General features: G+C 63.1%; 17 protein-coding genes. 10 read left to right on the top strand and 7 right to left on the bottom strand.

Annotated features, from left to right (window positions below; all coding sequences use genetic code 11):
* Positions 1-70: 70 nt before the first annotated feature.
* The 5 genes from G3O01_RS20500 to G3O01_RS20480 all read left to right on the top strand — a co-directional run bounded on the left by G3O01_RS20500 (position 71) and on the right by G3O01_RS20480 (position 8,246).
* A complete protein-coding gene (locus tag G3O01_RS20500; protein WP_205806964.1) occupies positions 71-541 on the top strand; it encodes a ferritin-like domain-containing protein in 471 nt (156 codons plus the stop codon).
* Positions 542-880: 339 nt separating this feature from the next.
* Positions 881-2,467, top strand: coding sequence for an efflux transporter outer membrane subunit (locus tag G3O01_RS20495; protein WP_205806963.1), 1,587 nt, complete (start codon positions 881-883; stop codon positions 2,465-2,467).
* A 95-nt stretch (positions 2,468-2,562) separates the two neighbouring features.
* Positions 2,563-3,714 carry an efflux RND transporter periplasmic adaptor subunit gene (locus G3O01_RS20490; RefSeq protein WP_205806962.1) on the top strand — a complete coding sequence of 384 codons (1,152 nt, stop codon included), beginning with the start codon at positions 2,563-2,565 and terminating at the stop codon, positions 3,712-3,714.
* A gap of 11 nt (positions 3,715-3,725) precedes the next feature.
* Positions 3,726-6,779, top strand: coding sequence for an efflux RND transporter permease subunit (locus G3O01_RS20485; RefSeq protein WP_205806961.1), 3,054 nt, complete (start codon positions 3,726-3,728; stop codon positions 6,777-6,779).
* 822 nt (positions 6,780-7,601) lie between these two features.
* Positions 7,602-8,246, top strand: a complete 645-nt coding sequence (locus G3O01_RS20480; RefSeq protein WP_205806960.1) for a LysE family translocator — start codon at positions 7,602-7,604, stop codon at positions 8,244-8,246.
* A gap of 6 nt (positions 8,247-8,252) precedes the next feature.
* Here G3O01_RS20480 and rarD read toward each other — a convergent pair whose 3' ends face one another.
* Entirely contained in the window at positions 8,253-9,128 is an 876-nt protein-coding gene (gene rarD, locus G3O01_RS20475; RefSeq protein ID WP_205806959.1) for an EamA family transporter RarD, read from the bottom strand.
* A gap of 307 nt (positions 9,129-9,435) precedes the next feature.
* Here rarD and G3O01_RS20470 point away from each other — a divergent pair, with 307 nt between their 5' ends.
* Positions 9,436-10,224 (top strand): sulfite exporter TauE/SafE family protein, encoded by a 789-nt coding sequence (locus G3O01_RS20470; protein WP_205806958.1) that lies wholly within the window; start codon positions 9,436-9,438, stop codon positions 10,222-10,224.
* A 61-nt stretch (positions 10,225-10,285) separates the two neighbouring features.
* Here the strand turns inward: G3O01_RS20470 and G3O01_RS20465 are convergent, their stop codons facing one another.
* From G3O01_RS20465 to G3O01_RS20455, 3 genes are all read right to left on the bottom strand, one after another.
* A complete protein-coding gene (locus tag G3O01_RS20465) occupies positions 10,286-10,540 on the bottom strand; it encodes a hypothetical protein (protein WP_205806957.1) in 255 nt (84 codons plus the stop codon).
* A gap of 223 nt (positions 10,541-10,763) precedes the next feature.
* A complete protein-coding gene (locus G3O01_RS20460) occupies positions 10,764-12,884 on the bottom strand; it encodes a D-(-)-3-hydroxybutyrate oligomer hydrolase (RefSeq protein WP_205806956.1) in 2,121 nt (706 codons plus the stop codon).
* 555 nt (positions 12,885-13,439) lie between these two features.
* Positions 13,440-13,796 carry a BON domain-containing protein gene (locus G3O01_RS20455; protein WP_205806955.1) on the bottom strand — a complete coding sequence of 119 codons (357 nt, stop codon included), beginning with the start codon at positions 13,794-13,796 and terminating at the stop codon, positions 13,440-13,442.
* A gap of 563 nt (positions 13,797-14,359) precedes the next feature.
* On the opposite strand from G3O01_RS20455, the gene G3O01_RS20450 reads away from it, so the two are divergent.
* The 3 genes from G3O01_RS20450 (at position 14,360) to G3O01_RS20440 (ending at position 18,018) form a co-directional block, all read left to right on the top strand.
* Positions 14,360-15,874: a TAXI family TRAP transporter solute-binding subunit gene (locus G3O01_RS20450; protein ID WP_205806954.1), complete on the top strand. Its 1,515-nt coding sequence runs from the start codon at positions 14,360-14,362 to the stop codon at positions 15,872-15,874.
* 251 nt (positions 15,875-16,125) lie between these two features.
* Positions 16,126-16,770: a 2-hydroxychromene-2-carboxylate isomerase gene (locus G3O01_RS20445; protein ID WP_205806953.1), complete on the top strand. Its 645-nt coding sequence runs from the start codon at positions 16,126-16,128 to the stop codon at positions 16,768-16,770.
* Between the two features lie 225 nt (positions 16,771-16,995).
* Positions 16,996-18,018, top strand: a complete 1,023-nt coding sequence (locus tag G3O01_RS20440; RefSeq protein WP_205806952.1) for a LysR substrate-binding domain-containing protein — start codon at positions 16,996-16,998, stop codon at positions 18,016-18,018.
* Between the two features lie 4 nt (positions 18,019-18,022).
* On the opposite strand, the gene xdhC is transcribed toward G3O01_RS20440, so the two are convergent.
* From xdhC to xdhA, 3 genes are read right to left on the bottom strand one after another with little or no spacing between them, the layout of a single operon-like run.
* Entirely contained in the window at positions 18,023-18,613 is a 591-nt protein-coding gene (xdhC, locus tag G3O01_RS20435; RefSeq protein WP_205806951.1) for a xanthine dehydrogenase accessory protein XdhC, read from the bottom strand.
* Between the two features lie 22 nt (positions 18,614-18,635).
* Entirely contained in the window at positions 18,636-20,999 is a 2,364-nt protein-coding gene (gene xdhB, locus G3O01_RS20430; protein ID WP_205806950.1) for a xanthine dehydrogenase molybdopterin binding subunit, read from the bottom strand.
* Positions 21,000-21,028: 29 nt separating this feature from the next.
* Positions 21,029-22,546 (bottom strand): xanthine dehydrogenase small subunit, encoded by a 1,518-nt coding sequence (gene xdhA, locus G3O01_RS20425; RefSeq protein ID WP_205806949.1) that lies wholly within the window; start codon positions 22,544-22,546, stop codon positions 21,029-21,031.
* Positions 22,547-22,944: 398 nt separating this feature from the next.
* On the opposite strand from xdhA, the gene G3O01_RS20420 reads away from it, so the two are divergent.
* Entirely contained in the window at positions 22,945-24,156 is a 1,212-nt protein-coding gene (locus G3O01_RS20420) for an MFS transporter (RefSeq protein WP_205806948.1), read from the top strand.
* Positions 24,157-24,488 lie beyond the last annotated feature (332 nt).

Genomic DNA, 24,488 nt, shown 5'->3' with positions numbered 1-24,488 from the left:
CGAAGCCAACAATGAAAGCCTCTGTCGTCGCGACACGCAGCGACTATCGATGCGCATCACGGAGGCCTACATGCCAGACATCGAGAAGGACAAAGTCATCGCGGTGCTGAACCAGATACTCGAATCAGAGCTGGCAGGCATAGTCCGGTATACGCACTACTCTTTCCTCGTGTTCGGCTTTGGTCGCATCCCGATCGTGTCGTGGCTGCGCCAGCAGGCCGACGAATCGCTGCAGCACGCGCATCTTGCAGGCGAATGGATCACGACACTCGGCGAGTACCCATCGCTTGGCATCGGCGCGCTGCTCGATTCGCACACCACCGACATCGCATCGATCCTGCGCGAATCGCTCACCGCGGAAGAAGTCGCGTTAGGCCTGTATCGCGATCTGCTCGCACTCGTGAAGGACCGCTCGGTCGCACTCGAAGAATATGCGCGGCAGATGATCGCCGTCGAAGAGATGCATGCGGGCGAAGTCGACAAGATGTTGCGCAAGCCCGGCACGGTAGCGACATCGGGCGAACGTGGCGCTGCGCATTAGACATGCCTGCGCTGCTGTAAGGGCGCGATCGCAAGACCGCACTCAATTGTCAAATCAACATGTGCAGCGACATTAGATCGCTCACCGAACAGTCCCTCTATCTGTCACTGCCATAGCGCCGCATGTATCGACACACGATGCATGCGGCGTTTTCCTTTACGACCACACACGTTTCGCATTTAACGTTTACGCGCTGCAAAGCGCGTCTATTCCCCTAAAGCTTCTGCAAGCATGCTCTCGTTCGCAACGACCCATGCTAGGCTATGCGCGGCATCAGGCTGTTGAATTCTGCATTCGGTATTTCGTTCGTAGTCCGCGCAGGTAATACAAGGTGGATAGATGATCGATGACGTCAATGGCAGTCGCAGTCGTTTGAATAGACCTTCATGCTTTACGTTTCGCGGTTGCCCTTCACGTGCATCCGGCGCTTCGATCATCGCAGCCGTCGCCATCCTGAGTACGGCCCTGCTTCCGTTGTCCGGCTGCATGGTGGGCCCCGACTATCGCACGCCCGCTCCGCCCGCCACGGATACCTACACACCCACGCCATTGCCCGAACAGACGGCGTCGTCGCCGGGCGCATCGGGCGTGCCTCAGCAATTCGCCGCAGGACAGGACATTCCTGCGCAGTGGTGGACGCTCTTTCACTGCGAGCCGCTCGATGCGCTGATCCGCGAAGCACTCGCCAACAGCCCTAACATCGCCGCCGCGCAAGCCGCATTGAGGCAGGCAAGCGAGAACTACCGCGCGGAAGTGGGCAGCGCGCTCTATCCATCCGTCGATGCGAAGCTCAATGCAACACGCGAGAAATTCAATGGCGTGACCTTCGGCCAGCCGGGACTCACGGAAGAACTGAACCTGTACAACGCATCGGTGAATGTGTCGTACAACCTCGACGTGTTCGGCGGCTCGCGGCGCGAACTCGAAGGACTGCGCTCGCAGATCGATTACCAGGGCTATCAGTTGCAGGCCGCGTATCTCGCGCTGTCAGCGAATATCGTCACGGCGGCCGTCAAGGAAGCGTCGTTGCGCGAGCAGATCGAAGCCACCGAGCGCATCGCCACCGACGAAGAGGCGCAGCTCGGCGTGTTGCGCAAGCAGTTCGAACTCGGCGGCGTGGGACGCGTCGCCGTGCTCTCGCAGGAAACCTTGCTCGCACAAACCCGCGCGACGCTGCCGCCGCTGCGTCAGTCGCTCGACCAGACGCGCCATCAGCTCGCCGTGCTCGCGGGCAAGCCACCGAGCGATACGGGCGTCCCCGAATTCAGGCTGTCGATGTTCACGCTGCCGCAGAGCTTGCCCGTGAGCCTGCCGTCGTCGCTCGTCAGGCAGCGCCCCGACATTCTCGCCGCCGATGCCACCTTGCATCAGGCAAGCGCGCAGGTCGGCGTGGCGACGGCGAACATGTATCCGCAGATCACGCTGTCGGCGAGCTACGGCACGCAGGCGCTGACGCCAGCGGGTCTGTTCAAGTCGGCGGACACGATCTGGAGTCTGGGCGCGGGCATTCTTCAACCGCTCTTTCATGGCGGCCAGTTGAGCGCGCAAAAGCGCGCCGCCGAAGCCGCATTCGATCAGGCCAACGCGCAATACCGGCAGACCGTATTGCTGGCGTTCCAGAACGTCGCCGATACGTTGCGTGCGCTCGAACACGATGCGACGGGGCTTGCCGCACAAACCGATGCTTGGCGCTCGGCCGGTGCATCGCTCGATCTGACGCGTGGGCAGTTTCGCGTCGGCGGCGTCAGCTTTCTGGCGCTGCTCGATGCGCAGCGTCAATACCAGCAGACCGTCGTGAATCTCGCGCAGGCGCAAGCCGCGCGTTATGCCGATACGGCGGCGCTATACCAGGCGCTCGGCGGTGGCTGGTGGAACGACACCGCCACGAGCCAGGCGAGTCAGCCGGGCCAGCCCGCCCCGCATTGATTGCTTTCGCAACCGCCGCGCGTCGCATGCGATGAGCCCGCAGCGCCGCCGGATACGTGTCGTGCCTCACCAGTTTGCCGTGCAAGGACATTCAGATGACGACGAAAAGACCCATGGCCAGGCGGATGATCATCATGCTGATCTGCGTGTGCGTGCTGCTCGGCGCGCTGGTCGGCTTCAACCTGTTCAAGGCGCACATGATCCGGCAGTTCATGGCGAGCAATGCCGCGCCCGCCGCCACGGTCACGGCCGCCGTCGCACGTTATCAGAGCTGGCAGCCTCAACTTGCCGCCATCGGCAGCCTGCGCGCGGTGCGCGGCGTCGATGTGACGACGGAAGTGCCCGGTCTCGTTCGCGATATCCCATTCAGCTCCGGTCAGGAAGTAAAAGCAGGCCAGATACTGGTGCGCCTGAACGACGATTCCGACCGCGCGCAACTCGCTTCGCTGCAGGCGGCGGCGGAACTCGCGCAAACGGTCTATAAGCGCGACAAGGCACAGTACGAGATTCAGGCGATCGCGAAGGCGCAACTCGACGCCGATGCCGCCGACCTGAAAAGCAAGCGCGCCCAGGTCGATCAACAGGCCGCGCTGGTGGAGAAGAAAACGATTCGCGCGCCGTTTGCAGGGCGCGTGGGCATCACCACCGTCAATCCCGGCCAATACATCAATCCAGGTGACGCCATCGTCACGTTGCAGGCGATCGATCCGATCTACGCCGACTTCTATCTGCCGCAGCAACAACTGGGGCAATTGCAGGTTGGTCAGACTGTGGTCGTCGATACGAACGCGTATAGCAGCCGCACTTTCGACGGCAAGATCCGCTCGATCAATCCGCGCGTGGACAGCGCGACGCGCAACGTGCAGATCGAAGCGACCGTGGATAACCGCGAGCGCAAGCTGTTGCCTGGCATGTACGCGAACGTGAAAATCGACGCGGGCAACGAAGAGCGCTATCTGACGCTGCCGCAAACGGCCATTACCTATAACCCGTACGGCGCGACTGTGTTCGTCGTTAAACCTGGCGAGCACAAGGATGCGCAAGGCAAGGTGATGCCCATCGCGCAGCAGGTGTTCGTGACGCCAGGGCCGACGCGCGGCGATCAGGTGGCGATACTCAAGGGCATCGGCGAAGGCACGCAGGTCGTGACGAGCGGTCAGCTGAAGCTGAAGAACGGCACGCCGCTCGTGATCGACAATCGCGTGCAGCCTGCGGACAGCCCCAATCCGACGCCTCAGGAACAATAAGAGGCCGCCCGATGAAATTCACCGATATCTTTATCGAACGGCCCGTGCTCGCGTGCGTCGTGAGCCTGCTGATTCTCGTGCTCGGCGCGCGTGCATTGTCGACGCTCAAGGTCAGCGAATATCCGCAAACGGAGAACGGCGTCGTCACGATCACCACGGCCTACTACGGCGCGAGTGCCGACACGATGGCGGGCTTCATCACGCAGCCGCTCGAATCGGCGATTGCACAGGCACAGGGCATCGACTACATGTCGTCGACAAGCGCGACGGGCGTCTCGACGATCACGGCCACACTGCGCCTGAACTACGATTCGAACCGCGCGCTGACGGAGATCAACACGCAGATCGCATCGGTGCGCAACCAGTTGCCGCCGCAGGCGCAGCAGCCGGTGCTGACGGTACAAACCGGGCAGACCACGGATGCGATGTACATGGGCTTCTACAGCAACGTGCTGCCGAGCAACAACGTCACCGACTATCTGCTGCGCGTCGTGAAGCCGAAGCTCGATTCGATCCAGGGCGTGCAGACGGCGGAAATTCTCGGTGGCCGGCAATTCGCGTTGCGCGCGTGGCTCGACTCGGCGAAGCTCGCCGCGCACAACGTCACCGCTTCCGACGTGTTCACGACGCTTGGCAGCAACAACTATCTGGCGACGCTCGGCACAAGCAAAGGCCAGATGGTCAGCGTCGATCTGAACGCGGGCACCGACCTGCATTCCGTCGACGACTTCCGCAAGCTCGTCGTCAAGCAGAAGAACGGCGCGATCGTGCGGCTAGAAGATGTCGGCAATGTCGTACTCGGCGCGGACAGTTACGACTTCAACGTCGCGTTCAGCGGCAAGCGCTCGGTGTTCATCGGCATCAAGGTCGCGCCGGACGCGAACGTGCTCGATGTCGCGAAGCGCGTGAAGGCGATCTTTCCCGATCTGCAAAAGCAGTTTCCGACGGGCATGACGGGCGACATCGTCTACGACGCAACGGACTTCATCAACACGGCAATCGAAGAAGTGGTGAAGACGCTCGTCGAAGCGCTGTTGATCGTGACGGTGGTGATCTTCCTGTTCCTCGGCAGCTTCCGTGCGGTGATCGTGCCGGTGATTGCGATGCCGCTGTCGCTGGTCGGCACGTTCTTCGTGATGCAGCTGCTCGGCTATTCGATCAACCTGCTCACACTGCTGGCGCTCGTGCTTGCAATCGGCCTCGTGGTGGATGACGCGATCATCGTGGTGGAGAACGTTGACCGGCATATGAAGGAAGAAGGCAAGCCTCCGTTCGAAGCCGCATTGATCGCCGCGCGCGAACTGGGCGGGCCGATTCTCGCGATGACGGTGGTGCTGATTGCCGTATATCTGCCGATCGGTTTTCAGGGCGGACTGACGGGCGCCCTCTTCACCGAGTTCGCATTCACGCTGGCGGGTGCCGTGGCCGTATCGGGCGTGATCGCATTGAGCCTGTCGCCGATGATGTGTTCTCGCTTTTTCCGCATGGATCAGGAGTCGGGACGTTTCGCGCGTTTCGTCGACCGGCAGTTCGAGCGCGTGCATCACGGTTATGGACGGCTGCTGCATTCGATGCTCGATACGTGGCCCGTGTTCATCGTAATGGGCGGGCTGTTGTTGTGCGGCACCGTGTATCTGTTCATGACATCGCAATCGGAGCTGGCGCCGCAGGAGGATCAGGGCATCGTGCTGTCGCAGATACAGGGCCCGCCGAACGCGACGATCCAGCAGATGCAGACTTACGCCGACCAGGTGTTCGACATTTCGAAGGGCTTGCCGGAGTATTCGCAGATGTTCCAGTTGACGGGTGCGCCGACGCTGAATCAGGGCATTGGCGGCGTGCTGTTCAAGACATGGGACAAGCGCCACAAGAACGCCACGCAGTTGCAGCAGGAATTGCAGGCGAAGTGGAACGGCATTGCGGGTGCGCGCGTGGCGGCGTTCCAGTTCCCGCCATTGCCGGGCGCGCAGGGTTTGCCGGTGCAATTCGTGATCAGCACGACGGAGCCGTTCGAGAACCTGAATGAAGTGTCGCAGACGGTGCTGCAGAAAGCGCGTGAAAGCGGCATGTTCTTTTTCGTCGATAGCGATCTGAAGATCGACAAGCCGGAAAGCGTGCTGGTGGTGGATCGCGACAAGGTGGCGTCGCTCGGGCTTACGCAGAGTGATGTCGGACAGACTTTGGGCGCGGCGCTGGGCGGCAATTACGTGAACTACTTTTCGATTGCGGGGCGTTCGTACAAGGTGATTCCGCAGGTGTTGCAAACGGACCGGCTGAACCCGTCGCAGGTACTCGACTATTACTTGCGCACGCCCGATGGCAGTGTGATTCCTGCATCGACGGTGACGCATCTGAAGCAAAACGTGGTGCCCGAGTCGATCAATCACTTCCAGCAGTTGAACTCGGCGACGATTTCAGGCGTGATTGCGCCGGGGATTTCGCAAGGCGAAGTACTCGATTTCCTGCGCAAGGCGACGACGGATGCTGCGCCTACCGGGTATAGCGCGGACTATTCGGGATTGTCGCGGCAGTTCGTGCATGAGTCAGGCGGATTCGTGATTACGCTGATGTTCGCGACGATTATCGTGTTTCTTGCGCTGGCCGCGCAGTTCGAGAGTTTTCGTGATCCTGTTGTGATTCTTGTTTCTGTGCCGATGGCTTTGTTTGGGGCTTTGATTTTTATTAATGTCGGGTTGTCGACGCTTAACATTTATACCCAGGTGGGGCTTGTTACTTTGATGGGACTTGTCAGCAAGCATGGCATTTTGATTGTTCAGTTTGCTAATGAGTTGCAGCGGGCTGGGCGTGGGAAGCGGGAAGCGCTTGAAGAGGCTGCTGCTGTGCGGTTGCGGCCTATTCTCATGACTACTGCGGCTATGGTGCTTGGCGTGCTGCCGCTGGTGATTGCTTCTGGGGCTGGCGCCGCTGGGCGTAATGCCATGGGGCTCGTGATTTTTACCGGGCTTTCTATCGGGACTCTTTTTACTTTGTTTGTTGTGCCGGCTATGTATATGTTTCTGGCGGCTGATCATCATAAGGGTCGCAGGCATGGGGCTGCTGGTTGATCGGTTTGCACGTGTTTTTGCTGGCATCCGCGTGTTGTTTTGCCTGCTTCACGCGTTGCCCCTGTGCGGGGCGGCACTTGCTTTGGGTTGTCTTGTGACGCTGGTTTGGTTTGCTTTTGTTTTCGCTGGCGTCCGCGCTTTGTCTTGCCTGCTTCACGCGTTGCCCCTGTGCGGGGCGGCACTTACTTTCTTTGCCGCCGCAAAGAAAGTAAGCAAAGAAAGCGGGCTAACACCGCCCGTGCTTGACCACCGCCTGAGGGCCCCCAACGGTTCCTCCGCTTCACACGGCAATCTGCCATTCATTGCCCGTTGCCAACGCTTCGGCGAAACGCCTCACCCACTTCAAGCACCCGTAGCGCAACCGGCGGCAGCAAATGGTTAATGCCGCCCAGGTGGCAAACTGTGTGTAGGTCGTAGTGCTCCACACCTCAGCGCTCTTACGACACCGGCCTTGATTTTCAGTGCGGAGTGAAACGTGTACGCCGCGACAGCCGACACACAGTTTGCCGCTATAGAACATGGGCGATGCGATCGCGCACGTGGCGACGCGGGAGTGTAAAGCGGGTGATGCGCTTCTTCGAAGCGCGGGCAGCGGGCGTCGAAAAGAATGTTGGCGCGAACAGGACGGGGCAGTTGGGGGCCCGTGGGCAAGCGATTAGAATTAGCGGTGTTAGCGGCTTTCTTTTGCCTACTTTTCTTTGCCGCGGCAAAGAAAAGTAGGTGCCGCCCCGCACAGGGGCAACGCGTGAAGCACGAACGCATATCGCGGATGCCAGCGCTGACAAAAACCACCCCAGCGTCGCGCAGACAAAAAAGGATCCCATGTTCACCCCAACGCTCTTCCTGACCGCCGCAGGCGTAGGCCTCGCCGTAGCCGCCCCAGTCGGCCCCATGGGCATGCTCTGCATCCGCCGCACACTGACCGACGGCCCACGCGCGGGCCTCGCCATCGGCCTGGGCATCGCAGGCGGCGACGCCATCTACGGCCTCGTGGCCGCGCTAGGCCTCGTCAGCGTCTCGCACTTCATGCTCGCCTACGACAAGCCGCTCCACATCATCGCGGGTCTCTTCCTTCTCTATCTCGGCATCCGCACGATGCTGCAAAAAGTCCCCGCCGATAACGGCAACAGCCAGGACAACGAAGGCAAGCTGGCAAACATCGGCCACGCCGGCGCACTAAAAGCCTTCGCCAGCGCCCTGCTGCTGACCCTCACCAACCCGCAGACGGTCATCATGTTCGCCGCCCTCTTCACGACGCTCGCGCCGCGTGGCCCGTTTTCGTCGAGTGTAGCGCTGACGACCGTGCTCGGCGTGTTCTGCGGGTCCATCGCCTGGTGGTGCTTTCTCGTGACGGCTGTGTCGCTCGCGCGCCATGCGATCGGACACAAGCTGCGCGTGATTATCGACCGCATCGCCGGGCTGGCGCTCGCCGTGTTCGGCGTCGTCGAAGTCAAACGCGCGCTCTGATATCAATCACGCTCGCGCAAAACGCGCTCGCCACAAACCATCGAGCGAATACAGCGCGAGCGCGATCCAGATCGCGCCATAGCCGATCAGCTGCGCCTGCCCAAACGGCTCGCGATAGATCAGCACGCCAATCAGCAGTTGCAGCGACGGCGTCACGTACTGGATCAGCCCGAGCATCGAAAGCGGAATACGCCGCGCGCCCGCGGCGAACAGCAGCAACGGCACAGCCGTGATCGGACCAGCCAGCGCGAGCAGCACCTTCACGCCCAGCGACGCCGCGCCGAACCCGCTCTCGCCATACGAAGACGCGAAGAACAGATACAGCACGGCAACCGGAAAGAGCAGCACCGTTTCGAGCGTCAAGCCTTCGAGCGCGCCAAGCTGCGCCGTCTTGCGCAGCAACCCATAACCCGCAAAGCTGAATGCGAGCGCGAGACTGATCCACGGCGGATGGCCGTTTTCCCATGTGAGATACAGCACGCCACACGCGGCAATCGCCACGGACAGCCACTGCACGCGCCGCAGCCGCTCGCCGAGAAACGCAAGGCCGAACAACACGTTGATCAGCGGATTGACGAAGTATCCAAGACTCGCCTCGACGATATGCCCCGCGTTGACGGCCCAGATATAGATGCCCCAGTTCGTCGACAGCAACAGCGCGCTCGCGGCGAAGCGCCCCAGCAGGCGCCGGTCGCGCAGCACGGGCGCGAGCCACCGCCACTGCTGCCGCACCGTCAGCACGATGAACAGAAACAGCATCGACCACACCATGCGGTGGGCGAGCATCTCGATGGGCGAAATCTGATGCAGCGACTTGAAGTAGACGGGGAACAGTCCCCACAGGGTGAACGCGAGCAATGCGTAGGCGACGCCGGGATTCATTTTTGTCGGTCTGCGGATGGAAGGCTCGGAAAAGCGGAGGCAGGAGCGGCCCGCTGACACGCCGTGCAGCGTGTCAAGGCCACCCGAAAGCGGTATTGTAAGCCGTCCGTCGGGACGCCCCGATGCCAGGGTAGTCGGGGCATCCGCGCGCTTTCGTACGCGGCAGCGCCGGTTTTGCGACAATAGCGGTCTTTCGCCACGCCGCCGGCCGACGGGATCGTCTGCTGAAACCGCCTCAGAGGCGGCCTGGCGCGACGCTACCGGCAAGCTTGCCCGCAACCTTTTACGACCGTCCGCGGTCCGCGCAATGGCACTTCCCCATATCGATCTCCTGTTTTCCGCGTCGGGTCTGTTCGTCGGCTTTCTGGTCGGGCTGACAGGCGTCGGCGGCGGCTCGCTGATGACGCCGATCCTCGTGCTGCTCTTCAACGTGCACCCGGCGACAGCCGTCGGCACGGACCTGCTGTACGCCGCCGCGACCAAGGCGACGGGCACGCTCGTGCATGGGGTGAAGGGATCGATCGACTGGCAGGTCACGCTGCGTCTCGCAGCCGGCAGCGTGCCCGCCGCCACCATCACGCTGATCCTGCTGCACCGCTATGGGATGACCTCGACGCGCGGCGGACATCTGATTTCCGTCGTGCTGGGCGTTGCGCTGCTGATTACCGCGATCGCGCTGGTGTTCCGGCCGCAACTGACGAAATTCGCTGCCGGTCGTACGCGTGCGACGGGCCAGGGCAGCACGCTCGCGCTGACGATGCTCACGGGTGCGATCCTCGGCGTGCTGGTGTCGCTGACGTCGGTCGGCGCGGGTGCGATCGGTGTGACCGTGTTGCTGCTGCTCTATCCGATGCTGCCGACTACCCGAATCGTCGGCTCCGATATCGCGCACGCCGTGCCGCTCACGCTGCTCGCGGGCGCGGGTCACTGGCTGCTCGGCTCGATCGACTGGTCGATGCTGGTCTCGCTGCTGGTCGGCTCGTTGCCGGGCATCGTGATCGGCAGTTATCTGTCGTCGAAAGCGCCCGAAAAACTGCTGCGCAACGTCCTCGCCGCGACGCTGACGCTCGTCGGCGTGAGACTCGTGATCGCCTGACGGCGCGCGGGCACGCGTGCCCGCCGCCTTTCGCGGATCACTTCGCGGATCGCTTCGCGAGTTACTTGAAGAAGCGGCAGTTCAGGTCGGTCTCGAACTGCCTGACCCAATGCCCCGCCGTATCCTCGTGATATGACTGCGCCCAGCCGCCGCGCCGTATCGTCAGAAGACGCGCGCGATGCGACGCGTCGTCGGGATCGTCGCTCGCGGTGATGTCGAAATGCGCGGGCGCGAAGCCGTGCCGCGCGCACACCAGTTCGAACGCCGCGCGCTCGCCGATGGGAAGGTCGGTGTAGGTGAAGCGGATTGCATCCATGGCCGTCGCTCCGGAAGCATCGATAGCTTCACAGTACCGCACCCGACGGGTAAATAGTGTGTCACGGCGCACATGAACGAACGTCCGTCGCCTTTGGGCGATGGGTGGCGCACTGTGCTGTCCGAACTGACTCCATCCGCACGTTCGATTGTCATGCGCGTGTCACGCGGCTCGCCGGTTTTGCCCGAATCCGAATGCATGGCGAGCCGCGCCGTCTACCGCATCACTTCGGTACGTTCACCGTTCCCGCCGACACCTGAATCGCATTCGCACCGGGACTCGCCGAAATCGCGGGCAGATTGGCCGTGGTCAGCGCGGGCGCAGCGCCTGCCGTGCCGCCGCGCGGCACCGTGCGGATCACCTGCGACGGCGGCAGCGCCGCGCCGCTCTTCAGGTGACTCCACATCAGATTCAGCGCCTGGATGTTGTAGTAGTGCACCGGTATGAAGCTCGTATCGAAACCGGCCACGCTCAGGAACGCGTCGAAGTGCTGGCCGTTCATCACTTCATAGAACGACAGCTGGCTCTTCGAGCCTTCCGTGATGTTGTTCATCGCCAGATACGCGCGCGATGCGTGATTCACGGGCACGAGGGCGTCGCTGCGTCCCTGCACGATGATGGCCGGCTTGCCGTGCAGGTTCGCGTTCACGCGGATCGCGTTGACGTTCTGCTGCATGCGTGCGTCGCCCGCCGTCCACAATGCGCGCACGCAGGCGGCGCCCGTGAAGCTGGCGTCGGCGGTGGCGAGCCGGTGATCCGCGCCGCCCGCCGGCGCGGCGTTGTAGACGAGATTGATGCCGTTGGTTGGCGGCACGCCGTTGCCGAGGCCGAAGATGGACAGCATCGGCGAAACGGCGGGCGTGACGCCCGCTGCGCCCGTCGTTGCATTGGTCGTGCCGAAGCTGAAGTTGCACAGGTTGTCCGTCACGCTCGACTTCGTGTACGCGTTCGCATACGTAACAGCGACGGCGGGCACGGCCTGCGAATCCCACATCGGCGCGTGCAGCAGGTCGGAGTCGGTTTCGTAGCCGGCGGCATGCAGTTTCGCGAGCGCGTCGTTGGCCTGGCTCGTTGCGTCCGCACCGCTTACGAAGCCGCCCGCCGCCAGCGATGCGCAGCGCGCCGTGCGAATGGCCTGCGTGGTCGCAAGCGGCAGCGCCGTCAGATACGGTGCGCCTGTCGCCGCCGTCGCCGCGGCCGCGCATGGCATCAGCATGTTCGCGTAGGTCATGTAGTCGGCGAGCGGCGCGCCCGCAGCGGGAATCTGCACGCCGCCTTCGAGCACCTTCGCCGCCGACGACATGTTCAGATTGATCTGCGGCTCGCCGACGACGACGGCCGTGATCCAGCCTTGCGTGTCCTGCTCGGCCGCCGCGAGCGATGCGCCGCCGCCATTGCTGACGGAAGCCGCGATCGTCGTGATGCTGCCCGCGTTGTAGCGCACGCCATGCTGCTGCGCGTTGTTGTTGATGGTCGGCGCGAACTGCTGGTTGAGCGCCCAGTACGCGAACTGGATCGCTTCGAGCGTGTCCTTGCCCCAGTCCTGTTCGGGGTTCTGCTGCGAGTGCGCGTGCTTGAACGCGTAGCGGTTCGGAAAGCCGGTGTTGAACGTTGCCAGATCCGTCGACGATACATTCGCCGTGAAGAGGCTCGCTGTGCCCGCGCCCGCTGCCGTGCCCAGCGTGCCGTTCATCAGCGTGACCGTGCCCGTCTGCATTTCTTCGGCGCCGTTGCCGCTGCCCTTGTCGGTGTACGCGACCGCGCAGCCGCGCTTGAGGCCCCACTCGCCCGCCGCCGAGATCGCGCCGTACACGCCGCGCGAACCCGACGACGTCGCCGTGACGATGCACGGATTGTTCGGATCGAACGAATTCGGCACCTGGACCATCAGCGTCACGTTCTGCTGGCCGGTGCCGCTGTCCGCATACGCGACATATTCGGTGCCGGCGATCTTGCCTTCGCCGAGCGTGTCGTTGCCGTTCAGGTCGACGTTGGGCCCCCAGAAGCGGCCGTAGCCGCCGTTCGCCGACATATCGACGAGCGCGCGGTAGTTCGACCAGATGGCCAGACGGCGTAACTCCGCTGCCGTCGGACTGGCCGCGTTCGCGAACGAAGGCGCCGTCGCCGAGCCGAGGCCCGTCTTGCCGAGGCCGCCTGTCAGCAGATCGTCGCTGTTGCCGTCGTAAGTCGTGGTGGTGACGCTGCTCGAGACCACGAACGAAGGCAGCGTGTTGGCGGTCTGGTTGTGATGATCGTCGCCGTGGCCACACGCGGCGAGCAGGATCGAAGTCGCGGCGAAGCAAAGGGCAGTGGCAGCATGTCTGAACAACAGATTCCCTGTCATTACCGTCTCCATTGTCTTGTTGTCGATGCCGCAGCGGACATGGCTGCGGCGGCTGCTCCAATGCAAGTTTCGCGCCGATCGTCGACGCTGACCGCATGTGCCCGCACGGCGCGCGTTTGCGGGAAATCAGGCATGAAAGAGGACGCGCGAATCGTCCCGATCCGGAGACAACCCCAGGCGAACGATAGGCAAGTGAAGCCCGCTTCAGGCCTCGGAAACGGCTGCACATCGTGGCGAAACGTCTGCCGCGCGGGCATGTCGCCGCGCGGACAGACTTCATGTCTACGTAAATAGACGGCGCTCGGGCCGTCCCGATTCGTGGAGTGACGCCGGCTTCCCGCCAGATGACGGCCGACGCGGCCATACCGATCCCGATGCGCGCGCAACGAAACGCCGCCCAAAACGAAACGGGCTCCCGTCGAAAACGGGAGCCCGCTTGTCATTCTGACCGGTAAGCACGCCGCAATCTGCCGCGTGCCGTTCATCCAGCCGGCGGATGGCCGCCGCCCGCGCGAGCCGGACGAGAGTCCGTTGCGCTGACGCGGCCCGCGCCGCTTACTGCTGCTGAACGTTGATCTTGTTCGACACCGACGTCACGCCAGCCACGCCCTTCGCGACGTCGCCAGCCTTCTGGATCTGGTCGTTGTCGGGGGCCGTGCCCGTCAGCGTGACTGCGCCGCCACGTGCGCGGACGTTGATGCCCGACACGTCGAGGCCTTGCGTCTTCGCCAGCGCTGCGCGGACCTTCTTGCCCAGCGCGCGGTTATCCTTCTTGGCAGCCTTCGAGTTGGCAGCAGGTGCCGTTGCCGTCGTGCCGGAGGCCATGGAGTCGCTTGCCTGGGCATACGTGTGGCATGCGACGACCATTGCAACAACACCACCCAGTGCCTTCAGAAAATCGACCGATTTCATACCTTCTCCTTTTTGCTTTGGTTTGGACCGCGTTCGCGACGCGGCTTGGTTACGACTACGGGCGGCCCGATTGCGCCCGATGACGCGCGGCGCACAAAGGCGCGACGAGGCAATGGCGAGCCAGGAGCGTTGTCACGGTCTGCGAGAGAGGCATTGGAAGTGGTGACGGCCGGCGCGATGCAGCGCGCGCAGCGGGGCATGACGCCGGGCCGTCCGCCGCGCGGTTGGCAACACGCCCTGTGCTCTTCAGTCTGGCCGGGTCGTGCTGCGGCAACTTCGGTGCGCGGCAGCGTTGCCAATGTAATCTAGCCGCGCAAGTTCTGCAAAGGATATCGCGCGTCACGCACGGTTCCTGTTGCGGCCCGTCCGCAGCCCGTTCCCGTTCGATGCACAAGGGCACGGTCGTGCCGGGCCGCCGTCCCAGAATGCGGGTACACGCCCCTCTGCGCCGCACGCTGAGCCGTGCTGTTGCAGGACACTTTTTGTTACGCCTTTACGCGGCCGCCCGGCCGGCAATCTCATGTACCATCGGCGCCAATTCATCCGACAGCCCACGCATTCCCATGAAGCCTTCCGACGGACGCAGCCCGGAACGCCCCACTGACCGCAAGCCGCCGCCGCGCCTCGTCGCCCGCTTCGTGGCGATCTCCTGGCGCGACCTCGCCGTATCGTTCGGCCCGATCCTGATCATCAGCGCGATTGCGATCTATATCGCCGTGCGGCTGATCCAGCCTGCGCCGCCCAGCACGCTGACGATGGCAGCCGGCCCGAAAGGCAGCACCTTCTGGGTCGCCGCGCAGAAATACAAGGAAATCCTCGCGCGCAACCGCATCACGCTGAACGTGCTGGAGACGGAAGGTTCGCTCGACAACTACCGGCGCCTGACCGATCAGCACGCGGACGTCGACGTCGGCTTCGTGCAGGACGGCATTGCGCCGTCGAAATCGACGGATGGGCTGATGTCGCTTGGCAGCGTCGCTTACGTGCCCGTGGCGATCTTCTATCGCGGGCCGATGGTCACGCTGCTATCCGAGTTCAAGGGCAAGCGCATTGCAATCGGCGTCGAGGGCAGCGGCACGCGCGAGCTTGCGCTGCAACTGCTGAAAGCGAACGGCATCACGCCCGACGGCCCGACGAAGCTGCTGCCCTTGTCCGGCGACGACGCCGCCAAGGCGCTGACGGAAGGCAAGATCGACGCGGCGATCCTGACGGGCGACTCCGCGCAGCCGCCCGTGATGGGCAAGCTCTACCGCACGGCAGGCGTGCAGTTCTACGACTTCACGCAGGCGAGCGCCTACGCGAAGCGCTTTCCATATCTGACGCAGATCGAAATGCCGATGGGCTCGTTCGATCTCGGCAAGAACCTCCCGTCGACTACGCTGCACATGATCGCGCCGACGTCCGAGCTGGTTGCGCGCGACTCGCTGCATCCCGCGTTGTCGGATCTGCTGATCGAAGCAGCGCGCGAAGTCCACGGCAAGGCGACGGCCCTGCAAAAGGCCGGCGAATTCCCCGCGCCGCTCGCGCACGACTTCCCGATCAGCGATGACGCCGCCCGCTACTACAAGTCGGGCAAGGGCTTCCTCTACCGGATGCTGCCGTTCTGGCTCGCGAGCCTCGCGGACCGGCTGCTGGTGGTGCTGGTGCCGATTATCGTGGTGCTGATTCCGGGGCTGCGGCTGGTGCCGTCGCTGTATGCGTGGCGCGTGAAGTCGCGCATCTACCGCTGGTACGGCGCGCTGATCGCGATCGAGCGCGAGGCGCTCAACGATACATCGGCAGCCGAGCGCGAGGCGCTGATCGTGCGGCTCGACAAGATCGAGGAATCCGTAAATGGGCTGAAGATGCCGCTTGCGTATGCCGATCAGTTCTATGTGCTGCGCGAGCATATCGGCTTCGTGCGGGCGCGGCTCACGCGCGACTCGGAAGCAGCCGCCGCACGTGACGCAAGCGAGGCGGGCAACGCACCGGGCTCGCCGCACCCCGATCCCGAAACCGTCAGCCGCGCCGAAGCGCGGGCGGCCATGCACGACGGCCTCGAGGCTTCCGGGCGGCACGACGACGGCGAGCGGCACTAGCGGCACTAGCCGCAGTAAAGCCAGCAGAGCCGGTAAAGACCCGCTCGGCCAGTCCACGCGGGGCGGCCGGCGCCCCGCCCGCGCGCCGTGACATCTGCGGCGCCGCCCGCACCGAACGGGCGACATCCGCCGCAGCGGCATTTCGTCAAATGATGCGCAGGCGGCCTGCTCCGCGTAAGATCGAAACAATCAGAACGGCTCGGAGCGCGGCATCGCCGACGGCCCGCCGTTTCCGGCAACCGGGAGACATCATGACCGATGGCATCGACGCCACGCAGCCACTGTGGTTTTACGACTTTGTCTCACCGTTCTCGTATCTGTTGCTCGAGCAGCACGACAAATGGCCCGAACTGCCCTTCGTGCTGACACCCGTGCTGCTGAAGGATCTGTATAACCACTGGGGCCAGCGGATCGCGTACGACGTGCCCGCGAAACGCATTTTCACGTATCGGTACGCGCTCTTCCGCGCGGAGCAACTGGGCATTCCGTTCCGCATGCCGCCGTCGCATCCGTTCGATTCGGCCAAACCCATGCTGCTGTCCATCGCGCTCGGTTCCGACCTGCAAACCGTGCGTGAAATTTTCCGCTTCATCTGGCGCGACGGCCGCGATCCGTCGACACCCGATGGCTTTGCCGCACTGTGCGAACGGCTCAACGTGAAGGACGGCGAGGAGCTGATCGCACGTGAAGCGACACGCGCTCAACTGATGCGCCACAGCACCGACGCGATTGCGATCGGCGTATTCGGCGTGCCGACGTTCTGGCTGAACAAGCAGTTGTTCTGGGGCGAAGACGCGCTGCCGATGGTGCTCTATTGCGCGCGTACACCGAACTGGCTCGAATCGAAGGAAGTGAAACGCATCACGACGCTGCCGAAGGGGCCGGCGAAGGTCTGAGCGCGAGGCAAGCGCGCGCGCTCCAACCCGGCGAATCGCCGTCCGTGATGCCCGGCATAGGGCGTGCGCTATGGCCCGCGCAGGGTAAAACGGCCTAAGGTTATAGCTTCGCGCGCGCGTGCGCGGAGCGTCGGGCAACGGAACGCCGTGACACCTTCGCCGCGCTGCACGGTCTGACACAAGCATACGAAAGCCTTCAACGGGACTTCCCCGCCCCGCCGATTCATGGACGACAACGCCGCCTCACTCGATATCTGGCTCGTGCGCGTGCTGCGTACGCTGCTCGTCGAGCGCAGCGTCACGCAGACGGCGTTGCGGCTCAACCAGACGCAGCCTGCCATCAGCACCGCGCTGCGCAAGCTGCGCGAAACGCTGAACGATCCTATCCTCGTGCGCGGCAAGTCGGGCATGGTGCCGACGGAATACGGCGAGTCGCTGCTCGCGTCGGTGCAGAAGGTGTTGCGCGACGTCGATTTCGTCGCGACGCCGCACGGCGACTTCGATCCGTTGCGCTCGCGGCGCACATTCCGCATCGCGGCGCCCGATTATCTGAACGATTTCTTCATGCCGACGGTGATCGCGCAGTTCCGCGAGGCAGCGCCGCAAGCGCGGCTGGAGATCGAATCGCTTGGGCCGCTGTTCGATCACGCTGCCGCACTCGAAGCGGGCGAACTCGATCTCGTGATCGGCAACTGGCCGAAGCCGGACGAGCGCTTCGAGCGCAGCGACCTGTTCTCGGATACCGTCGTGTGCATGATGCGCGCCGATCATCCGCTGGCGAACCGGCCGCTCACCCGCGACGCCTATCTCGCCGCGCCGCATCTCGCGCCTGCGCATTACAGTGGCGCACGCGGCGGCGCAATCGATACGGGCTTCGCGCGCGCCCATGCCGCGCGCCGCATCGTCGCGACGCTGCCGTACTTCGGGCTGGTGCCGCAAGTGTTGCTGCAATCGGATCTGATCTTCACGACGACACGCCGCTTCGCGCTGCACTATGCGGAGATGTTGCCGCTCGCCGTCGTCGATGTGCCGATTCCGTTTCCGCGTATCAAGTGCTATCAGATGTGGCATCCGCAACCGGACCGGCCAAGCGATGTCGCGTGGCTGCGCGGTTTGATGGCGCAGGTGTCGGAGATGCTGGTGGCGAAGAAACCGCGCCGGACGCGGACTGCGGGAAAGGAATCGAAGGAAGAGAAAAAAACGGGCGCCGCGAGTGTGCCCGCTGCGCCCGCTGGAGGAACCGGTTAGGGAATCAGGCGCTCACGCAGTCCGCGTCCTGAGCCAACATAAAGTCAGTCAGCGAAACCTGCTGCGACCTCACCTGCAACAACTCCGCGCACACTGCAATCGCAATTGAAGACGGCGCCTTGTCGACGATACCCGGCACGCCGATCGGACAGGTCATCTCGAACAGCCGCTGCGGATCCACACCACGATCGAGCAGCCGACGCTCGAACTTCACGCGCTTCGTCTTCGAACCGATCATGCCGAAGTACGTGAAGTCGCGCCGCCGCATGATGCGCTCCGTCAGCGAAAAATCCAGCGCGTGGTTGTGCGTCATCACGAGAAAGTACGCACCGGCCGGCGCTTCATCGACGATTGCATCGGGTGTGTCGGTCGCTTCGATCTGCACGTTCGCGGGTACTTCGTCGGGGAACAGTTCGTCGCGTTCGTCGACCCACTGCACGACGCACGGCAGCCGGCCAAGCAGCGCGACGAGCGCGTGGCCGACGTGGCCCGCGCCGAACAGCACGATGTGCATCGGCGGCGGCAGCTTCGTCGCGTGGCCGCTGCGCCGGCCAACCTGTATCGGCAATTCAGCGAAAGACGGAACGTGCATCATGGCGAGCGCCCTCTTCTGAAGTTTAGTTTCCGGCCGGACGTGAAGCACGTACCGCGCGAATCGCCTTGAGGATTTCCTCGCTGGTCGCGGGCGCGTTCAGCGGCGGATTCACCTTGTAATCGCCGACAGCAGCCACGGCATCGCGGATCGCGAAGAACACAGAGAACGGCAGCAACAGCGGCGGTTCGCCCGTTGCCTTCGAACGGTGGATGCTGTCCTCGGCATTGCGGTTCTTGAACAGCCGCACGCGGAAATCGGGCGGCGTGTCGTTGACGGTCGGAATCTTGTACGTGGACGGCGCGTGCGTCATCAGCTTGCCGCCCGCGTTCCACCACAGTTCTTCCGTCGTCAGCCAGCCCATGCCCTGAATGAAGCCGCCTTCCACCTGACCGACGTCGATAGCCGGATTCAGCGACGCGCCCACGTCATGCAGCGCATCGGCGCGCAGCACGCGCATTTCGCCCGTCAGCGTGTCGATCACGACTTCCGATACGGCCGCGCCATACGAGTAATAGAAGAACGGCCGGCCTTGCAGCTTCGCCTGATCCCAGTAGAGCTTCGGCGTCGCGTAGAAGCCGTCGGACCACAACTGCACGCGCGCGAGATACGCCTTCGCGATCACTTCATCGAACGGCACGACGGCATCGCCGACCACCACGCAATCGCCCGCAAAGCGCACGTGCGACGCGGTCACTTCGCCTGCACCGAACTTCTCGGCGGCAAATGCGGCGAGACGCTCGCGCAACTGGCGCGCGGCATCCTGCGCGGCCTTGCCGTTCAGATCCGAACCCGTCGATGCCGCCGTCGCCGACGTATTCGCGACCTTCGACGTATCCGTCGCCGTCACGCGCACGCGGTTGAAACTCACGCCAAGCTCATGCGCGACGACCTGCGCGACCTTGGTGTTCAAACCCTGGCCCATTTCCGTGCCGCCGTGATTCACGAGCACCGAGCCATCGGTATAGATATGAACCAGCGCGCCTGCCTGGTTGAAGTGCGTCACGTTGAACGCGATGCCGAACTTGCACGGCGTGAGCGCGAGGCCCTTCTTCAGCACGTCGTTGTTGCGGTTGAATTCAAGCACTTCGGCGCGGCGCTTGCGGTAATCGCTCGTCGCTTCGAGTTCGTCGATCAGTTCGTGAATCACGTTGTCTTCGACAACCTGCCCATACGGCGTCTGGTTGCGCTCGGTCTTGCCGTACAGATTGCGGCGGCGCACGTCGAGTGAATCCTTGCCGATCGAACGCGCGATGTCGTCCATAATGTATTCGATCGCAAACGCGCCCTGCGGACCGCCGAAGCCACGAAACGCCGTGTTTGACTGCGTATTCGTCTTGCCGCAAAAACCGTCGATGGCGACATCCGACAGGAAGTACGCGTTGTCGAAGTGGCAGACCGCACGCGTCATCACCGGGCCGGATAGATCGGCGGAATAGCCGCAGCGCGAGGTCATGTCGACCGACACGCCTTCGATCAAACCTTCGTCGTCGTAGCCGACGTCGTACGTGTAGTGGAAATCGTGGCGCTTGCCCGTGATCATCATGTCGTCGTCGCGGTCCGGACGCAGCTTGACCGGGCACAAAAGCTTCCATGCGGCGAGCGCCGCGCAGCACGCGAAGATGCTCGACTGCGATTCCTTGCCGCCGAAGCCGCCGCCCATGCGACGGCATTCCACCAGCACGTTGTGCGAATGCACGCCGAGCATGTGCGAGACGAGATGCTGCATTTCCGTCGGGTGCTGCGTCGAGCAGTAGACGTGCATGCCGTCATCGTCCTTCGGCACCGCATACGAAATTTGCCCTTCCAGATAGAACTGCTCCTGACCGCCGAGCAGCATCTCGCCCGCTTCGCGATGCGTCGCGTGTTGCAGCTTCGCGGCGGCGTCGCCGCGCGCGAGCTTCAGCGGCGGAATCACGCTTTGCTTCGCGGCGCGCGCCTGCTGCGCGGTCAGCACGGCGGGCAGCTCCTCGAATTCGATGTCCGCGCGACGTGCGCCAAGGCGCGCCGCATCGTGCGAGGTCGCAACGACGATGAACATCGCCTGGCCGACGTATTGCACGAGGCCATCGGCGAGCACGGGATCGTCGCCCTTCACGATCGGCCCGATGTCGTTGTGGCCGGGAATGTCGCCCGCCGTGAAGACGGCGACGACGCCGGGCGTCGCGCGCACCTTGTCGAAGTTCATCGACACGATCTTCGCGTGCGCTTTCGGCGACGTGCCGAGCGCCGCGTGCAGCGTGCCCGCGAGTTCGGGGATGTCGTCGGTGTAGGTCGCGCGGCCGCTCACATGCAGATGCGCGGATTCATGCGGACGCGAGATGTGAACTTGCGTGAATTCGGCGAGTTCTTTGGCGTCCTTCAGGAACGGTTCGGCTTGCTGGTTCATTCTGTTGGTTCTCCGTTTCCTTTTTTGCTTTAAGCCGTCGCGCCTGCTGCCAACACCGCGCGCACATCGAGCGCGCTCTTTTGCAGCGGATTGTTCGGGCGCGTTTCGAGCCAGAAGCGGTACAGCGTGTTCTTCGCGGCTTCGAGGCGATAGTCGCTGGTCGCGCGCATGTCGCTGAGCGGCTGATAGTCTTTGGCGAGCGCGAGCATCGCGATCTGCGCGGTCGCTTCGTGCCAGTCGTTATCGGCAATCGCGGCTTCGGCGTGCGACGCGCGCTTCGGCGTCGCGGCCATGCCGCCGAACGCGATGCGCGGTTCGCGGATCGCTTCGCCATCGGCGATGAACGAGAACGCCGCGCACACAGCGGAAATATCCGAGTCGAAGCGCTTCGAAATTTTGTACGTGCGGAAGTGGAAGTGCTTGCGCGCCTCGTTGCGCGCGGGCACCTTCAGCCCGACGACAAACTCGTGCTCGGCCATGTCCTTCTTCTGATAGGCGAGGTACAGGTCTTCGAGCGCCAGTTCGCGTTCGACTTCCTTGCCGCGCAGCACGACGCGCGCGCCGAGCGCGATCAGACCGGGCATCGAATCGCCGATGGGCGAGCCGTTCGCCACATTGCCGCCGATCGTGCCCGCGTTGCGGATCGGCAGCGACGCGAAGCGCTGCCACATTTCCGTGAGCTCGGGGTATTGCTTCGCCAGTTCGGCATACGCGCGCTCGACTGTCACGCCCGCACCGATCTCGATCCAGTCTTGCGTCACGTTGATCTTCTGCATTTCCGCGATCTGGCCGACATACACGATATGGCCGAGGTCGCGCATCATCTTCGTGACCCACAGGCCGATGTCGGTGCTGCCGGCGAGAATGCGCGTGTTCGGCGCGTCGGCCTTGATCTGCGCGAGCGCGGCGACGGTGCGCGGCGCGTCGAACTTCTGGCCATTGGATTCGTAGTGGAAGGTTTCGCCGCGTTCGAGCTTCGCGAGCTTGTCGGCGAGCGCTTTCACGTCGACGGGGGCTTTCGGCGCGGGCAGTTCGAACATGCGCTCGGCCGCTTCGATAATCGGGCGATAGCCGGTGCAGCGGCACAGGTTGCCCGTCAGCGCGTTGGCGATATCGGTCCGGTTCGGCACCGTTTTGTTCGCGCAGGCATGCTCGTGGCCGTGCTTCTCGTACATCGACCACATCGACATCACGAAGCCCGGCGTGCAGAAACCGCACTGCGAGCCGTGGCACTCGACCATCGCTTCCTGCACGGGATGCAGGCTGCCGTCCGGCTGGCGCAGGTCTTCGACGGTGAAGAGCGCGCGGCCATCGAGTGTCGGCAGAAACTGGATGCAGGCGTTGACCGCCTTGAAGCTGACGCCGCCCTCGTCGTTGCGCTCGCCGATCACGACGGTGCACGCGCCGCAGTCGCCTTCCGCGCAGCCTTCCTTGGTGCCGGTGCAGCGCGCGTCTTCGCGCAGATACTGAAGAACAGTGCGGGTGACGGGCGCGTCGGTGATCTCACGGATCGCGTTGCGATGGTAGAAGCGGATCGGCTGGCTCATGTCTCGTGCTCGTTTCGGTTATTCGCGTCCGCGTGGGGCAAGCGGACGGTGTTGCTGACGGTTCGAAAATTAGCATCATCAATATTCGCAACCCATAGCCCCGATCGCATGGGGGACATATAGCTGGACCGATAAATTGAGATGGTTGCGGCGCGCCTGGCTTATGTGGACGTGTCTGTTTTTGTATATTTTTATGGAAAATGATTCTATCTGGACATTTTCAATGGGCGCGACGGGTGCGAGAGACGTCCGGATGCGTTCATTTATTTGATGGGAAACCGTCAAATAGCCCGCTCAGCCTGTTTTTTGAGCAAGAAAATTATTAAGCAAACCCTGCAAGGGGATCGGTTCCATGGGAAAATCATGGCTCCCCGCCAAATTCAAGTCTCGTTTTCCCCATGTCCGTCGACTCCGCTACACCGCGCAGCGAATTTGCGACCACTTTGCAGATCATTCCGGTCGTTTTTTTCACCTTTCTTTGTTACCTGACGATCGGCATTCCGCTTGCCGTGCTACCGGGCTACGTCCACGACGACCTTGGCTATAGCGCCGTAATCGCGGGCCTGGCGATCAGTGTCCAGTACTTTGCGACGCTCGCGTCGCGCCCGCTTGCCGGCCGTTCGGCGGACACGCTTGGGCCGAAGAAGACGGTGACGATTGGCCTGATCGGCTGCGGCGTAAGTGGTGTGCTGTTGCTGCTGGCGGTACTGCTTGGCCGTTGGCCGACCTTGAGCCTGGGTTTGCTGGTGCTGAGCCGGCTGGTGTTGGGCTTCGGCGAAAGCCTGTGCGGCACGGGCGCGATCCTGTGGGGCATTGGGCGCGTCGGCACGACGAACAATGCGCGCGTGATTTCGTGGAACGGCATCGCGACGTATGGTGCGCTGGCGATTGGCGCGCCGCTGGGCGTCGCGATTGCGCATAGCGTTGGTTTTTTTGCGCTTGGCGTTGTTGTGATTGCGCTTGCGGCACTTGGGTATTACCTCGCGCGGTTGATTGCGGCTGTGCCTGTCGTGCATGGCGAGCGGATGTCGTATCGCAGTGTTTTTACGCGCGTGTTGCCGCATGGGATTGGGCTGGCGCTTGGCTCCGCCGGGTTTGGGTCGATCGCGACGTTCATCACGCTGTTTTATGCGGCTAATCATTGGCCGAATGCGGCTTTGTCGTTGACCGTGTTTGGCACGTTGTTTATTGGCGCGCGGCTGCTGTTTGCCAACACGATCAAGACGTATGGCGGTTTTCGTGTCGCTATCGCGTCGTTTTCGTTTGAGTGCGTTGGGTTGTTGCTGCTGTGGCTTGCGCCGGAGCCGCATGTTGCTCTGGCTGGCGCCGCTTTGACCGGATTTGGGTTTGCGCTTGTGTTTCCTGCGCTTGGGGTTGAGGCGGTGGGGCTTGTGCCGCCTGCTAGCCGTGGCGCGGCTTTGTCGGCTTACTCCGTTTTTCTCGATCTCTCGTTGGGGATTACTGGGCCGCTGGCCGGGTATATCGCTGGTGAGTTTGGATACGGGTCGGTGTTCCTGTTTGCTGCTATTGCTGCTGCCGCAGCTGTGGCGCTGTCGACCATGCTTTATCTGCGCAATGCGCGGACGCCGAATGCTCCTGCGGCGGCTTGAGTTTTTTGTCTGCGACGCTTTTGAGTGGTTTGCTTGTGCTTTCGCTGGCATCCGCGTTTTGTCTTGCCCGCTTCACGCGTCGCCCCTGTGCGGGGCGGCACCTACTTTTCTTTGCCGCGGCAAAGAAAAGTAGGCAAAAGAAAGCCGCTGAACACCGCCCGTTCTTGACCACTGCCTGAGGGCCCCCAACCGGTCCTCCGCTTCAAACGGCAATCTGCCCTTCGCTGCCCGTTGCTAACGCTCTTATTGAGCGCATCACCCGCTTCATGCGCCCGCGTCGCCACACACGTAGTTGCAGTGCCCACGTTCTATAGCGGCAAACTGTGTGTAGG

It is taken from the genome of Burkholderia sp. Ac-20365, assembly GCF_017104715.1.
GTDB lineage: Bacteria > Pseudomonadota > Gammaproteobacteria > Burkholderiales > Burkholderiaceae > Paraburkholderia.
Note: the sequence above shows the minus strand (reverse complement) of the source record. Positions and strands in the feature narration are given on the sequence as shown.

What these genes read in the sequence shown, in the direction of transcription:
- G3O01_RS20470 (WP_205806958.1), top strand. Translation starts at nt 9,436, where the DNA reads ATGGCACTTCCCCATATCGATCTCCTGTTTTCCGCGTCGGGTCTGTTC.
- G3O01_RS20500 (WP_205806964.1), top strand. Translation starts at nt 71, where the DNA reads ATGCCAGACATCGAGAAGGACAAAGTCATCGCGGTGCTGAACCAGATA.
- G3O01_RS20485 (WP_205806961.1), top strand. Translation starts at nt 3,726, where the DNA reads ATGAAATTCACCGATATCTTTATCGAACGGCCCGTGCTCGCGTGCGTC.
- G3O01_RS20465 (WP_205806957.1), bottom strand. Translation starts at nt 10,540, where the DNA reads ATGGATGCAATCCGCTTCACCTACACCGACCTTCCCATCGGCGAGCGC.
- xdhC (WP_205806951.1), bottom strand. Translation starts at nt 18,613, where the DNA reads ATGATGCACGTTCCGTCTTTCGCTGAATTGCCGATACAGGTTGGCCGG.
- G3O01_RS20460 (WP_205806956.1), bottom strand. Translation starts at nt 12,884, where the DNA reads ATGACAGGGAATCTGTTGTTCAGACATGCTGCCACTGCCCTTTGCTTC.
- xdhB (WP_205806950.1), bottom strand. Translation starts at nt 20,999, where the DNA reads ATGAACCAGCAAGCCGAACCGTTCCTGAAGGACGCCAAAGAACTCGCC.
- G3O01_RS20420 (WP_205806948.1), top strand. Translation starts at nt 22,945, where the DNA reads ATGTCCGTCGACTCCGCTACACCGCGCAGCGAATTTGCGACCACTTTG.
- rarD (WP_205806959.1), bottom strand. Translation starts at nt 9,128, where the DNA reads ATGAATCCCGGCGTCGCCTACGCATTGCTCGCGTTCACCCTGTGGGGA.
- xdhA (WP_205806949.1), bottom strand. Translation starts at nt 22,546, where the DNA reads ATGAGCCAGCCGATCCGCTTCTACCATCGCAACGCGATCCGTGAGATC.
- G3O01_RS20455 (WP_205806955.1), bottom strand. Translation starts at nt 13,796, where the DNA reads ATGAAATCGGTCGATTTTCTGAAGGCACTGGGTGGTGTTGTTGCAATG.
- G3O01_RS20495 (WP_205806963.1), top strand. Translation starts at nt 881, where the DNA reads ATGATCGATGACGTCAATGGCAGTCGCAGTCGTTTGAATAGACCTTCA.
- G3O01_RS20480 (WP_205806960.1), top strand. Translation starts at nt 7,602, where the DNA reads ATGTTCACCCCAACGCTCTTCCTGACCGCCGCAGGCGTAGGCCTCGCC.
- G3O01_RS20440 (WP_205806952.1), top strand. Translation starts at nt 16,996, where the DNA reads ATGGACGACAACGCCGCCTCACTCGATATCTGGCTCGTGCGCGTGCTG.
- G3O01_RS20450 (WP_205806954.1), top strand. Translation starts at nt 14,360, where the DNA reads ATGAAGCCTTCCGACGGACGCAGCCCGGAACGCCCCACTGACCGCAAG.
- G3O01_RS20490 (WP_205806962.1), top strand. Translation starts at nt 2,563, where the DNA reads ATGACGACGAAAAGACCCATGGCCAGGCGGATGATCATCATGCTGATC.
- G3O01_RS20445 (WP_205806953.1), top strand. Translation starts at nt 16,126, where the DNA reads ATGACCGATGGCATCGACGCCACGCAGCCACTGTGGTTTTACGACTTT.